This window comes from Caulobacter sp. S45, from assembly GCF_009765965.1.
In the GTDB taxonomy this organism is placed as follows: Bacteria; Pseudomonadota; Alphaproteobacteria; order Caulobacterales; family Caulobacteraceae; genus CAHJWH01.
Genome location: NZ_LMUL01000010.1, coordinates 180,383 through 193,278 on the forward strand (window position 1 = coordinate 180,383; position 12,896 = coordinate 193,278).

Sequence of the window (12,896 nt, forward strand, 5' to 3'; positions counted from 1 at the left end):
AGGAGGGGGAGGGGGCGCGTGCTACCGACAACCCTATCGGGTCTCTCGATACCGGCCGTCATGCTGGCGCTTGCAGCTGCAGCCCCGCCTGCGCCCCCGGCGGGCGACGCCGCGAAGCCGCCCACCTCGCCGGCCACGGACCCAAGGATCGTGCCTCTCCTCAAAAGTGGAGAGGTTTGCCCCGACGAGGCTCCTGAGAGCTTCTACGAGCCTCGACAGGCGACCGGCGCCTGGAACGTCGAAGATTGGGGGCAGCTCAGCATCTACGCCGCGAACTGGTGCACCGTGCACGACAGCCCTTTTTTCTCTCAATGCATTGTTTATGGGCCTGGGGGCGCATCGCTCAAATCCGAGGGAAAAGACAAGGCGATATACTATGTGCCGCCGAAGCACGTCGCCCTGATGACAATTACTTCTATCGAACAAAAATGCTGGATGGTGTCGCTAAGTAAATCCAGAGCCGGAAAGGCTGTGGATCGGTTGCTTGCTGCGGAGACGCGCAAAGGCGACAAGCGAATGTTCCAAGTCGGAATTGAAGATATAAGTTGGGATGACTATGTCAGCGCCGCTTCGTATCTATCGACGTCCAACGGCAACCCTGACGCAGGCTACCTGTCGGCGACCATGTTTGATCGAGGACTTGGCAGAGACGTCGATCATGTCAAGGCGGCGTACATGCTGTATTCCTCGGCCAGCCGCGGCTACTATCCCGCTCAGCTTCGCCTCGGCGAAATGTATCGCGACGGTGTTGGGGTTCAAGCCGACCCGCACGCGGCGGCCTACTGGTTGAAACAGGCCAGATGGAACCCGAAGAAGAAGTACAGCGCCTACGATCGGATGCTCGACGCTGCATCCCCACCTAATCCAGACCGCCCCTGACTCCCCCTGTCGCGTCGACCGCCAGTCCGTCACGGCCTGAAAAGGCCGGGGCGAACCCGGTCATCCGCACCCCCATCACCGCTCATCCCGGCGAATGCCGGGACCCAGATCATAGGGCGCTAGGCGGTTCAGGTATTGAAGCTTTCGTACAGTTCAGCGCTTGCTCGGTTGGAGCCCTACGATCTGGGTCCCGGCATTCGCCGGGATGAGCGGTTGAGAGTGGGCGCATGTTCCGTCCCGTCCCCTACGCACACAGCCGCGTTTCCTGCGCCTCGCCGGCCAGCACGTCGCGGATCACGGTGTGCAGGGTGTCGAGTTCGATCGGCTTGGCGACGTGGGCGTCCATGCCGGCGGCGGTGTATTCGGCGATCTGGTGGCTGTAGGCGTTGGCCGACAGGGCCACGATGGGGATGCGCGCCAGGTTGCGGCGCGCTTCTTCCTGGCGGATCAGCCGAGTGGCGACGACCCCGTCCATCACCGGCATCTGCACGTCCATCAGGATCAGGTCGAACTCGCCGCCCGCCCAGGCGTCCACCGCCTGGCGCCCGTCGCCGACCATGGTCAGGTGGTAGCCGAACACCTCCATGATAGTGGACAGCACCAGCTGGTTGGTCGGGTTGTCCTCGGCGGCCAGCACGCGCACGGGGCGCTCCGGGCGGCCGTCGTCATCGTCCTGGACCATGTCGCCGGCCACGGCCGTCAGCGCGTCCTGGGCGTGAGGCAGCGCCAGGGTGGCGTAGAAGGTCGAGCCGAGGCCGACCTCGCTTTCGGCCCAGGTGCGCCCGCCCATCAGGGTGGCCAGCTCGCGGCAGATCGCCAGGCCCAGCCCCGTGCCGCCGAACTGGCGGGTGGTGGAGGCGTCGACCTGGGAGAACTTCCGGAACAGCAGCGCCATCTTGTCGGGCGCCACGCCCATGCCGCTGTCGCGCACGGCCAGGGTCAGCCCCTCGCGCCCGTCCGGCCCGTCGCCGCTGATGCGCAGGCAGACGCCGCCCTTGGCGGGGGTGAACTTCAGGGCGTTGGACAGGTAGTTGTTGGCGATCTGGCGCAGCCGCGCGGGATCGCCGAGGCGCGCGCCGTGGGCGTCGGCGGAGACCTCCAAGCGCAGGTCGATCTGCTTGCGCCTGGCCACGGCCGCGAAGCTGGCCACCGTGCTCTCCAGCACCCGCCGGGGATCGAAGGCGATCGCCTCCAGCTCCAGCTTGCCCGCCTCGATCTTGGACACGTCCAGGATGTCGTTGATGACGTGCAGCAGGTCCTCGCTGGAGGTGTGGATCACATCCAGCTTCTCCCTTTGGCCGGGGGTCAGCTCCTCGAGCGCCATCAGCTGGACCATGGTCAGCACCCCGTTCAGCGGGGTGCGGATCTCGTGGCTCATATTGGCCAGGAACTCGCTCTTGGCCCGGTTGGCGGCGTCGGCCTGTTCGCGGGCGGCGCGGAGACGGGCGGCGTGGGCGTCGCGGTCCTTGAACGCCAGCACGACCAGCACCAGCACGCTGGCGATCAGGATGGCCATGCAGATCAGCCGGCCGGCGATCAGCAGCGCCGCCAAGCGCCCGACCGCCCCCAGCGCCCGCTCCTGGGCTCCGATCTGGCCGTTCTGGACGTCGATCAACCTGTGCAGGTCCGGACCGGCGGACGTCGAGCGATCCTCCCGGCTGGCGTTCAGCAGGGCGATCAGGTCGGGCTTGCGCGCCTGGCGCCGCAGGTCGATGGACGCATCCAGACGCCCGGACCTGCGGGCCATGACGCTGAAGGCATGGTCGAGCGTGCGCATCTGATCGGGCGCGTCGAGACCGGCCGCGATATGGGCGCGCAGTCCGGGCAGGGCGCGTCGCGCCGCGTCATAGGCGACCAGATCGCCTTCGGCGCCGGAGATCAGGAATTCGCGCTGGCTCGCCTCGGCCTGGAGCGTGAGCCGGATCAGTTCATAGATCTTGTTGCGCGTGGCCTGAGCCTCGACGAACCTATGTTCGACTGTGACCTGTTGGCGATAGGTCTGGAGCAGTAAGAGCCCGCTGGCGAGCAATACAATCGGAAGCACGACCAGGCCGACGGCGGCGGCCCAGCGGACTTTTGGCCGTGTCACAAACATACCGGCGAAAAGCAGGTTTAGTTTGGATAAGAGCAGTTCGTACATGGGCGCTTGTCACTGTCACCACTTTTCTGATGCAGCCCATACCTGAAAATACTTAACCGCTCTGGAACGGCTGGGGCGTTTCAGGGGCGCCCGATGCGGGACAGGTAGGCGTTGAGGGCGCCGCGAACGGTGGCGACCTGCCAAAGAGCGCGATGGACGAACACGACGTTGAACTGATGCTCGAATTCGAAGTCCCGCGCCAGGGCGAGGAAACCGGCTTTCGCCAGATGCGCCTGCACGTCGTCGAATAGCCACTGGTTTTCCCAGTACGGATGCTCTTCGACCTCAATGAAGATGCTGGCGGTATTTGAAAGCGTATCCACAGCGCCCGCGAACACCTGCTGGGTCGCGCCTTCCACATCTATCCACAGGGTGAACAGGCCGCCGGTGGCGCCGCGGTCGGCGAAGGCGGTGTCGAGACGTGTCGACGCCACCTCGCGCGTCTCGTATTCCACGTCTTCCCGGTTACGCTTGAGCAGGGAGTCGCTGCCCTTGATCAGCGGGAAGGGTTGGCCGTTCCATCGGACCTGCAGCATCATCTCGGCGACGCCGTCGATGTCGGACACCAGGGCGTGGCGGTAATCGACGCCGTGGGCCGCATAGTCGAACGTGGATGCGAAGTGGGCGTGGTTGTTCGGATTTCCCTCGAAGGCGACCACCTTCGTTCCGGGATGCCGCGTCGCCATATCCTTTGAAAATCGAGCGTCGTGGGCGCCGATCTCGATGAAGCAGGTCGGCGTGACCGCGGCCTGCAGGTCGTAGAACAGGCTGGTCAGCTCGCGGGTCGAACGTTCCCTGTCGGCGGGGCGTGTCAGATCGAACGCCGAGGCCGTGGCGGCGAGGCGGAGCTGATCTTGCAACAGGGCCATATCGATCATCGTCGATCCTACGACATGACAGCCGGATGGGGGTGTCGGATTCGGCGCGCCGCTTCAAGGATCAAGGCGATGCGGTGGTCCCAGGTGTGCTCGGCCAGGACCCGCGCCTTGCCCTTGCGAGCCATGGCGTAGGCGTCCTCGGGCGCGCCGGTCAGGCGCTCCAGCGCGTCCATGCCCGCATCCAGGGCCTTCCAGTGGAACAGTGCGATCTCGTCGGCGGCGAACGCCAGCGCGTAGTAGCGGCTGTGGTCGGAAAACACTGCGGCGCCCGCCAGCAGGGCCGAGAACGGACGCTCGTGCGAACCCGCGCCGAAATTCCCGTTGGTGTTCAGCACTACGCGGGACTGTCGCATCAGCTCGGTCGTCCGGCTCATCTCCACCGGGCCCTCGTAGACCGCGTTTGGGAAGCGGTGCAGTTCGTCCTCCCAGCCGGCCCCGCAGATGTGCAGCGGCAGGCCCGTCGCCGCCAGGGCGTCCACGAACGCGGACCGGCGCGTCAAGCGCACCGCCATGTCCACCAGCCTCGCCCCCATCCGTATGGCGATCAGATCGGGGTCGGCCAAGTCCAGGCCGATGGAACGCAGCACCTGGTCGAGCGCCAGATGCGGTGGCGTCCATTCCACCGACAGCGCAAGTTCGAGCGCGGCGTCGAAAATCTGTTGCACGGCCTCCGGCATATTGCTCCACGGCGGCGGCCCGGCCCGCTGCAGCGAACCCGACCAGAGCAGCGGGATCGGCCGCGCCCGCAGGAACGCCTCCACATCTGCATCCGTGGGGGCCGCCTCGCCGACGGCCGGATGCGGGAAGAAGCCGAGATGGGCGAACCGGCCCGGCCCGAAGATGGCGTCGATCGCGTCGACCTGCGTCGGGTCCACCACCAGCAGGGCGGTGCTGGGCGCGGTGGCGGGCACCCGCTTCTCATGGGCCAGGACGTAGTCGGTGTGCCACAGCACGTGCGGCGCGTCGAACATCTGCGCCAGGGTGCGTCCGGCCTCGTCCCGGAACTCCCCCAGGTAGTTGATGGTGAAGACCAGGTCCGTCGGCGTGGACGCCGCGGCGCGCAGGGCGGCGGGGATGTCGTCGCTCGCGGAAAGGTCCAGCACCTCGACGTCGAAGCCGATCCTTCGGAAGGCCGCTGCAGCGTGGTCCACGAAGAAGCGGGTGCCCCCGTACTGGGAGTTTCCCTTCACCATCACGGCGCGCATGTGAATCCCCGACCTGGAAGCTGCGCAAGGCGCATCTGCCGGTGGTATTGGGATCGTTGCGCGCCATCAACCGATCAATCGATGGCGCAGGGCGCGACGACCGGCTCGCACGCAGGCCACGGTCTCGGCGACCGCCGCCCGCGCCGCCGCCCCGGCCGGCGTCGCGCGCCTAGCGGTGCGGGCGGGCCGCCGTCACCTCGACCTCCAGCAGAGCGTCGGGGTTGGCCAGGTGGGCCACCTGGAACGCCGAGCGGGCGGGGCGGTTGGGCTGGGTCGCGGTGCCGAAGCGCTTCAGATAGGCCGCCTGCCAACCGGCGAAGTCCAGCGCCCCGCCCTTGGCCGGATCGCCGGCCAGATAGATGTGCATCAGCACCACGTCGCCGAAGCCCAGCCCCATGCCCTTAAGTTGCTCGCCGATCCGGTCCAGCACCGAGTTGGCCTGGGCCTCCGTATCGCCCTTGAAGGTCTCCGGCGCCGGCAGCACGCCGGACAGATAGACCGTATCGGCGCCGGCCGGCACCACCACGGAAGAGGCCAGGAAGGCGGTCGGGCTGGCGTAGGTGCGTTCGATCGCGGGCGGCGCGGCCTGGGCTGTGGCGGCTGCGAGCGCGGCCCCCGCGAAGGTGGCGGCGGCGAGGGCGAGAAGGGCGGGGCGCATGGGGGTGTCTATCCTAAGAGCGGTTGTCATTGGCTACGCACGTCGGCGACGGGCGCGCCCTGGCGATGGCGGGCGTCGAGCATGACGGCGGCCCGGTGGCCGGAGACGATCGCCCCCTGCTGCCAGGCGCCCACATGGCTCAGATGCTCGCCGGCGAAGTAGAACGGGCCGTCCGCCTCGCCGAGCAGGGCATAGGACGCCGGGTCCTGTTCGGCCAGGGGGCATTCGATGCCCAGGCTGTAGGGCACGCTCTTCCAGCTCACCGTGATCGGCGCCTTCAGCGAGGCGGAATGGCCGGGATGCAGCCGCTCCACCGAGCCGCGCGCATAGGCGATCCGCTCGGCCAGGGGCAGAGCGGCGAAGCGGTCGGCCAACTCGCCGAAGCTGTAGCCCGCCACCAGCACGCCCTCGCGCGCATGCAGCTCATGGCTCGGATACCAGGTGATCAGGGTGTCGCGCGCGGTGAACGACAGCCCGCCATAGATCTGGTCCTTCGCCTCCCAGAAGCGCGGGGACTGGAAGGCGATCTTGATGGCGCTGTTATAGGTCGCCTTGTCGATCGCCGCCTTGCGGTCGGGGGAGAAGTCGGACGGGATCGCCGACAGCACCTTCAGCGGGATGGTCACGAGGCAGTACTCGGCCTCGACCCGCTTGGTCTTGCCGGTCGCCTTGTCGCGATAGCTCACGGCCACCCCCGCGCCATGGCGGGCGATGCGCGTCACCTCGCAGTTCTTGCGCACCACTGTCGGGCCCAGCTTGGCCTCCAGCGCGCGCGGGATGGCGTCCATGCCCCCCACCGGCTGCTGCATGGTCGCCTGCATGTCGATGAACTCGTGGAAGCGCGAGCCCAGCAGCACGGTCGGATGCATCAGCGTGTCCAGCGGCAGCGGCTTGCGCGCCGAAGCCACTTCGTCGCCCGCGCCGGGATAGGTCGCATAGCCCGACGCCACCGAGCCGTTGTAGTACAGCGGGCCCTTGACGCTGCCCGCCGCCGCCGGCAGGTCGCGCGCATTGGCCGACACCACCGCGTCGCGCCCGGTCGCCAGCGCGCCCCAGGAGGCCAGGGTGCTGATCAGCCGGTCGCGGTCGTCCTTGGTCAGCTCCGCGTCCAGCCCGCCGCCCCGCACCGCCTTGGCCAGCAGCTCGGCCACATGCCCGCGCGTATCGAAGCTGGCCTGGCGCATCTGGATCGGCTTGCCGCCGTTCATGTCGTCGGCCTGGATCAACGCGCTTTCGGAGTGGTTGACCAGCACCTCCATCGGCACCCCGAACTCGCGGCAGTAGCCCAGCGTCGCCTGGTGGTGGCTGGGCAGGCGCGCCGGCCCGGCGTTGAAGTAATGGCCCTTGTCGAAGCTGCAGACCTGGCGCGTGCCGTCGGTCATCTCCAGCACGTCGCCGCCGCGCATCGTGTAGTTGCGCCCGCCGGTGCGGCCCCGCGCCTCCAGCACCGTGCAGCTATAGCCCGCCTTGCCCAGCTCGTAGGCCGCCGACAGCCCGGCCATGCCCGCGCCCAGGATCACCACCTTCGCGCCCTTGCCCGAACCGGGCGTCAGCGCCGGCGGCCCGGCCCAGGCCTCCTCGCCCTCCATCAGCCCGAGCGCGCGCGCCGCGGTGTACATCCCCGCCGCCCCGGTGACGCCGGCCACCCGCATCAGAAGTTCGCGTCTCGTGCTCATCCGGCCCCGTCCCCGTTGGAGCCGCAAGCTTTGCAACGCAGCGGGCGGGTGCGACAGGCCGGGGCGCATGTCGAGGGCGCAGCTTGGCCGGACGCCTAAATTTGCGGCGGACGGAGGCTGGGAAACGGGCGGCGGACGGGCGGGGGGAAAGATGGCGTGAATCCGGCTATGCTCGCCATGGATGCGGAGGTTGCGATCCCCATGCTGGCCACCTGTACCGTCATGATCGGCCTGCTCTGCCTTAGCGACCCTTCCGCCAAGGCCGGACATAGGACCGCGGGGCTGAGCGGGCAGGCCTGGGCCGCCGCGCCGGGCTACATCGTCGAGCTGTTCGCGAGCGATCTCATCGTGGCCATTCCCCGCTCGTCTCTGCGCCGAACCTGCACGCAAACCGCCTGTGTGCTGAGTGGGGTGGGTCTACACCTGCCGTCCTGCGTGATCGCCTACACGCTGGAACCGGATTGGGGGCAGGGCGCGAGCGTCCCCACCGCCATGCACTACCAGGTCTCGGCGAAGACCCCGGCCGACCTGCGCACAGCCCTCGGTCGACTGTTCGTCGCGCTCAAGACCGACACGGGCGACACCGTCCAGATACCGCTGACCGAACTCACCCCGCGAACCCAGACCTACCCGACCTGCCAGGACGGCCTGCCCCAAAGCGCCGTCCCGCCCGACCAACGCTGATCGGCTGCAAGCCGCCCCCGGAAACCTCCAGCCTGTCAGTTCGCGCCGCCGGCCCCCTTCGCGGCTTCCTCGATCAGGTGCGCGGCGACCTCGGGGTGCGAGATGAAGGCGACGTGGCTGCCGGCCACTTCCACGGTCGTCGCCTTCATCCGCTTGGCATACATCCGCTCGACGGCGGGCGGGATGATCTGGTCGTTGGAAGAGACCAGATACCAGGAGGGCTTGGACCTCCAGGCCGGGTGCGTGATCGGGGCGGAAAAGACCGACACCGCCAGCGGGACCTGGCTGTCGTACATGAACACCCGCATCTGCATCGGCACGTCGGGGGCGAACCCGCCGAGGAAGGCGTCGCGGTTGAAGAAGGCCAGGCCGTCCTTGGACACCGCGATCGGCAGCGGACCCTTGGGCAGGTATTGCCCCGTCGTCTCCCCCTCGTCGGGACCGAAGGCGGCGAAGTAGACCAGGCCCACCACCTTGGGATCGGCCCCGGCCTCGGTGATGACCGTCCCGCCATAGGAATGGCCGACCAGGATCACCGGCCCGACCTGCCGGTCGAGCACGCGCTGCGTCGCCGCCACGTCGTCGGCCACCCCGGTGTCGGGGTTGGCGACCACGCTGACCTTGAAGCCGTCCTTGGTCAGGATGTCGTAGACGCCCTTCCAGCCGGACCCGTCGGCCCAGGCGCCGTGGACGAGCACGATGTTGTTCACCGGCGCGGCCATCGCCGGCCCCGCCGAAAGGGCGGCGAGCGATGCGGCGGCTATCCATAGGGAACGCGTCTTGGTCATCGGGCTTTCCTTCGGGGAAACGGGGGACTGGATGGGTGCAGTGCGGACGATTCCGCATCCGCAAGCTGTGTGTGAGATACTCAAGGGGCGTGGATCTGCAGCTGGGCAGTAAATCCGGATACAGAAAGTCCATGCCGCGCAGAGTCGTCCCGACAAAGGCGCGGATCGATCTTTATTGGAAGCGCAGGCTGCGCCGTTTAAATTGAATTGGCAAGTTAACTGCGGACGGCCGCGAGCCCTGCTTCCTCCGTCATGCTGAGGAGCCCGCAGGGCGTCTCGAAGCACGCACTCCCGTCGCAGCGACGCCGCAAACCCCGCCGACCCCGCCTGCGTCCTTCGAGACGCCCTGCGGGCTCCTCAGCATGACGAATGTTTAGGGGGAGGTTCGTTGGTTCGGGCGGTTTCACTTTCCACCGCTCATCCCGGCGAATGCCGGGACCCAGATCATAGGGTGTGACCTTTGGAGTTGAGGGCGAGATACAGATCGCTCCCCTTACTTGGAGCCATACGATCTGGGTCCCGGCATTCGCCGGGATGAGCGGGACCACGGGAACCGAACACAAGGCCGAACGCCGCGAGGACAACATGATTGCAGGCAAGCCGCCCGGATATACTGGCGCGCGGGGACGACGGCCGGATCAAATCCTCCTGTGCGGGCACGGTGAAGAGGGATGCCCGGAAGATGTTTGGCTGGTCAGAAGTCTTTTTGATGCGCCCCCCGCCTTTTGGCGGCCGCAGTGAAATTCAGTCATGGGTGGTTTTTGGGCATTCCGGGAGTCCGCTTGCAAGGCCATATATGCGCGTGCTCTCCTCCGCCAATTGTCGGAGTGAGGGATAATGCAACTTACACCCGAGCAAGATGCTCTGGCGCGTCTCTTGTTTCCGCGGGATATGAATGCTCGTGACGAACTGGCCAGGACGAATGGTCGATTCGTTCACTACACGAGCGCTGAAGTTGCGGTATCTATCCTGCAAAATCGTTCGGTTTGGATGCGAAATGCGCTGACCATGAACGATTTTAGAGAGGTTGAGCATGGTTTGGCTGCGCTGCAGGGTGCTTACAGTGATGATGAGGCTGGCGGTTTGTTAAAATCTGTTCTGAATTCGATTGCTCCTGGGTTTATTGGCAACTTAGAAACCCTATTCGACAGTTGGCTTCCCCACTTCCGTCAAGACACATTCCTCACTTGCTTATCGGAACATAGCGCTTCTGAAGATACCCTGGGGCGCTTGTCCATGTGGCGAGCCTATGGGGGCCAGTCGGGAGTTGCGCTAGTTGTCAACAACACGCCCTTTACCGCTGACACGAACAACCTAGGAGCCTACTCAAGCGCGGTTGCGTACCTCAATCCCGAGGAGTTCACAGCCGAGTTCAAAGTCATAGCGCAGAAGATGGACGCCAACCGCGCGCTCCTTGCGGCCCTCCCTCTCGATCAATTGCTAAGCTCGTTGTTCGCGATGCTTCGCTTTGCTGTTCTCGCTACCAAGCACCCCGGCTTCAAGGAAGAGCGAGAGTGGCGCATTATCTATTCGCCAGCCATCGACAAGTCTAAAGTGATCACGCCCGCCTTCGCTACGATCCGGGGCATTCCCCAACAGATATATCAGATTCCCCTTCTCAATAGCCCCGAGAACGGACTGGTGAACGCCAACATTTCCGACCTCTTGGATAGGCTCATCATCGGCCCCACCACCCAGCCACTAACACTCTACAAAACCTTTGTGGCTATTCTCACTGAGGCCGGCGTGCAGAATGCCGCCGACAAGGTCTTTGTTTCCGAAATCCCCCTTCGTGAGGCGACGTAATGGCCGAGATCGGCCGCCGGGGAGTCCGGATCGCCTCACCTAAGGAAATTAGCCGCCCGTCTTTGGGGCCGCGCTGGGCCCTCTGAATGTCCGCATTCTGGAGGAGCGCGGATGTTGGACAAGGGTCGTAAGCGGCCCCACTCCCTCACCCCCCGCTCACCCCCACCTGCGCCCGCTTCGACAGCCCGGTCGTCTTCTCAACATCCTCGCTCAGCGCATCCAGGAACCTCAGCATCGCGCGTTCGTAGCTCGGCCCCTCCGCCGTGGCGAAACGCTTGGGCAGCGCCTTGTCGGCGAACGCCTTCAGCACGCCGGGGTGGATGTAGGCCGCGCGGCACACCGCCGGCGTGTTGCCCAGCAGGCCGGCGGTGGCCTTGACGCACAGGGCCACGGTGCGCTTGGCCGCCGCCGCGCTCTCGGGATAGGGCTGCATGGCCAGGGCCTTGGCGGCGGCGATGGTGCCGGCCCAGGTGCGGAAGTCCTTGGCGGTGAAGGCCTCGCCGGTGATCTCTTGCAGGTAGGCGTTGACGTGGCGGCTCTCCACGGCGTGCCGCGTCCCGTCCGCGTCCAGGTACTGGAACAGCCGCTGGCCCGGCAGCTCCTGGATCGAGCGGACGATGCGGACCAGCCGCCGGTCGTGCAGGGCGACCTTGTGCACGATCCCGCTCTTGCCCTTGAATTCCAGCTCCAGCGTCGCGCCGTGCAGGTCGACATGGCGGTTGCGCAGGGTGGTCAGGCCGAAGCTCCGGTTCTCGCGCGCATAGGCGTCGTTGCCGACCCGGATCAGGGTCAGCTCCAGCAGCCGCACCACCAGGGCGACAGCCTTGTCCAGCGGCGCGCCGCGCTTGCCGAGGTCCGCCTCCACCCGCTTGCGGATACGCGGCAGCATGCGGCCGAAGGCGGCCATGCGGGCGAACTTGGTCTCGCCGCGCATGGCGCTCCACTCGTCGTGATAGCGGTACTGCTTGCGCCCCCGGTCGTCGCGCCCGGTCGCTTGCAGGTGGCCGTCGGCGCGCGGGCAGATCCACACCTCGCGATAGGCCGGCGGGATGGCCAGCTTGCGGATGCGCTCCAGCGTGGCCGGGTCCTTCACCGGCTGGCCGTTGGGGCGGAGGTAGTCGAAAGCGTTGGGCGTCCCGGTGCGGGTTATGCCCGGATCGTCGTCGTGGACGTAGACCAGCCCCGCCGCCTGGGCGAGGGCGGCGTTCTCCTCCACCGCGTCGTCGTGCGTGTCCCCGTCCAGCGCCATGCTCTTCGCCCCGTGAGGCTGGGCCAACGGACGGGGCGAGGCGGCGGTTCCTCAGGACGACGAGGGTGGCGCGTCCCACGCCGCGATGTCGCGCAACCGCCGCCACCGTTCGCGGCGCAGCCACCAGTTGGCGATCATGCCCACCACCTCCAGCCCCGACGACACCTGGATCGGCGCCTGGAACAGGAAGCAGAGCACGCCGGGCGACAGCAGCGCGAAGGTCATGACCCAGGCGAACACCTGCCCGCCCCGCTGCGACCGGCGCCAGTCGGCGAAGCTCGGCTCGGTCTCGTCCCGGCCGGCGGCGAGCTGGGCGCGCAGGGCCTCGGCCTCGGGCGACAGCGCCGCCTCGTCCCGCGCCCTGGGCATGCGCGCCACGGGAGCCCGCATCGTCGGCGCAGGCGCGGCGGCGGCGGATTGGCGGCGGCCGAAGGGGCGTGGCTCGGACACGGGGCGCGCTCTCGCGTGACGGATCGTCCCTGACTAGCGCATCGAGGTTATCGTCACCTGAAGGCGCGGGCCTCACGACTGGACAGGGCCGGGCCGCCGCCATAAAGCGCACAGCCCTCATTCGCCACGGATCGTAGTGTGTTGATCGGATACGCCAGGGCCATCCTCCCCCAGTCGCTCGACGAGCAGGCCCGCGCCCTGGCCGAGCACGGCTGCACCCAGGTGTTCACCGACCGCCGCGCGGGCTCCAGCGTGGTGCGTCCGGCCCTGGAGCAGGCGCTGGCGGCCCTGTCGCCCGGCGGCGTGCTGATCGTGACCCGGCTGGAGGTGCTGGCCCACGACCACCGCGACCTGATGCAGGCGGTGATGAGCCTGCGCCGCCGCAAGCTCGACCTGGTGGCGATCGAGCAGGGGGGCGACACCCGCGAGGCCGACGACGCGCTGTTCCCCGCGCTCGCCCTGCTGGCCCGCTTCCAGCTCGAC

The 12,896-nt window shown here is 67.1% G+C and carries 12 protein-coding genes; 4 read left to right on the plus strand and 8 right to left on the minus strand.

The features are described from left to right. The first annotated feature begins 60 nt into the window (after positions 1 to 60). The gene (locus GSQ87_RS05250; RefSeq protein WP_158913980.1) at positions 61 to 879 is read left to right on the plus strand and encodes a tetratricopeptide repeat protein; all 819 of its coding nucleotides are present in this window, start codon (positions 61 to 63) and stop codon (positions 877 to 879) included. Positions 880 to 1,123: 244 nt separating this feature from the next. Here GSQ87_RS05250 and GSQ87_RS05255 read toward each other — a convergent pair whose 3' ends face one another. From GSQ87_RS05255 to GSQ87_RS05275, 5 genes are all read right to left on the minus strand, one after another. After that, a complete protein-coding gene (locus GSQ87_RS05255; protein ID WP_216839024.1) occupies positions 1,124 to 2,968 on the minus strand; it encodes an ATP-binding protein in 1,845 nt (614 codons plus the stop codon). Positions 2,969 to 3,099: 131 nt separating this feature from the next. Next, the gene (locus tag GSQ87_RS05260; protein WP_158913984.1) at positions 3,100 to 3,897 is read right to left on the minus strand and encodes an FkbM family methyltransferase; all 798 of its coding nucleotides are present in this window, start codon (positions 3,895 to 3,897) and stop codon (positions 3,100 to 3,102) included. Between the two features lie 8 nt (positions 3,898 to 3,905). Then, complete coding sequence (locus GSQ87_RS05265) at positions 3,906 to 5,102, minus strand: glycosyltransferase (protein ID WP_158913986.1); 1,197 nt, start codon at positions 5,100 to 5,102, stop codon at positions 3,906 to 3,908. 169 nt (positions 5,103 to 5,271) lie between these two features. Continuing rightward, positions 5,272 to 5,760, minus strand: a complete 489-nt coding sequence (locus GSQ87_RS05270) for a RidA family protein (RefSeq protein ID WP_158913988.1) — start codon at positions 5,758 to 5,760, stop codon at positions 5,272 to 5,274. Between the two features lie 26 nt (positions 5,761 to 5,786). Beyond that, positions 5,787 to 7,436, minus strand: a complete 1,650-nt coding sequence (locus GSQ87_RS05275) for an NAD(P)/FAD-dependent oxidoreductase (RefSeq protein ID WP_158913990.1) — start codon at positions 7,434 to 7,436, stop codon at positions 5,787 to 5,789. Between the two features lie 156 nt (positions 7,437 to 7,592). Between GSQ87_RS05275 and GSQ87_RS05280 the strand changes: the two genes are divergently transcribed. After that, positions 7,593 to 8,120 (plus strand): hypothetical protein, encoded by a 528-nt coding sequence (locus GSQ87_RS05280; protein WP_158913992.1) that lies wholly within the window; start codon positions 7,593 to 7,595, stop codon positions 8,118 to 8,120. Positions 8,121 to 8,155: 35 nt separating this feature from the next. Here the strand turns inward: GSQ87_RS05280 and GSQ87_RS05285 are convergent, their stop codons facing one another. Continuing rightward, positions 8,156 to 8,908, minus strand: coding sequence for an alpha/beta hydrolase (locus GSQ87_RS05285; protein WP_158913994.1), 753 nt, complete (start codon positions 8,906 to 8,908; stop codon positions 8,156 to 8,158). Between the two features lie 837 nt (positions 8,909 to 9,745). Between GSQ87_RS05285 and GSQ87_RS05290 the strand changes: the two genes are divergently transcribed. Further along, positions 9,746 to 10,714, plus strand: a complete 969-nt coding sequence (locus GSQ87_RS05290; protein ID WP_158913996.1) for a DUF2971 domain-containing protein — start codon at positions 9,746 to 9,748, stop codon at positions 10,712 to 10,714. Positions 10,715 to 10,859: 145 nt separating this feature from the next. On the opposite strand, the gene GSQ87_RS05295 is transcribed toward GSQ87_RS05290, so the two are convergent. Together GSQ87_RS05295 and GSQ87_RS05300 are read right to left on the minus strand one after the other, a co-directional pair. Beyond that, positions 10,860 to 11,963 (minus strand): DNA topoisomerase IB, encoded by a 1,104-nt coding sequence (locus tag GSQ87_RS05295; protein WP_158913998.1) that lies wholly within the window; start codon positions 11,961 to 11,963, stop codon positions 10,860 to 10,862. Between the two features lie 51 nt (positions 11,964 to 12,014). Further along, positions 12,015 to 12,413, minus strand: coding sequence for a hypothetical protein (locus tag GSQ87_RS05300; RefSeq protein WP_158914000.1), 399 nt, complete (start codon positions 12,411 to 12,413; stop codon positions 12,015 to 12,017). A 138-nt stretch (positions 12,414 to 12,551) separates the two neighbouring features. Between GSQ87_RS05300 and GSQ87_RS05305 the strand changes: the two genes are divergently transcribed. Then, a partial coding sequence (locus tag GSQ87_RS05305) for a recombinase family protein (RefSeq protein WP_158914002.1) occupies positions 12,552 to 12,896 on the plus strand: 345 nt, incomplete at its 3' end.

What these genes read in the sequence shown, in the direction of transcription:
- GSQ87_RS05290 (WP_158913996.1), top strand. Translation starts at nt 9,746, where the DNA reads ATGCAACTTACACCCGAGCAAGATGCTCTGGCGCGTCTCTTGTTTCCG.
- GSQ87_RS05295 (WP_158913998.1), bottom strand. Translation starts at nt 11,963, where the DNA reads ATGGCGCTGGACGGGGACACGCACGACGACGCGGTGGAGGAGAACGCC.
- GSQ87_RS05260 (WP_158913984.1), bottom strand. Translation starts at nt 3,897, where the DNA reads ATGATCGATATGGCCCTGTTGCAAGATCAGCTCCGCCTCGCCGCCACG.
- GSQ87_RS05270 (WP_158913988.1), bottom strand. Translation starts at nt 5,760, where the DNA reads ATGCGCCCCGCCCTTCTCGCCCTCGCCGCCGCCACCTTCGCGGGGGCC.
- GSQ87_RS05275 (WP_158913990.1), bottom strand. Translation starts at nt 7,436, where the DNA reads ATGAGCACGAGACGCGAACTTCTGATGCGGGTGGCCGGCGTCACCGGG.
- GSQ87_RS05285 (WP_158913994.1), bottom strand. Translation starts at nt 8,908, where the DNA reads ATGACCAAGACGCGTTCCCTATGGATAGCCGCCGCATCGCTCGCCGCC.
- GSQ87_RS05265 (WP_158913986.1), bottom strand. Translation starts at nt 5,102, where the DNA reads ATGCGCGCCGTGATGGTGAAGGGAAACTCCCAGTACGGGGGCACCCGC.
- GSQ87_RS05250 (WP_158913980.1), top strand. Translation starts at nt 61, where the DNA reads ATGCTGGCGCTTGCAGCTGCAGCCCCGCCTGCGCCCCCGGCGGGCGAC.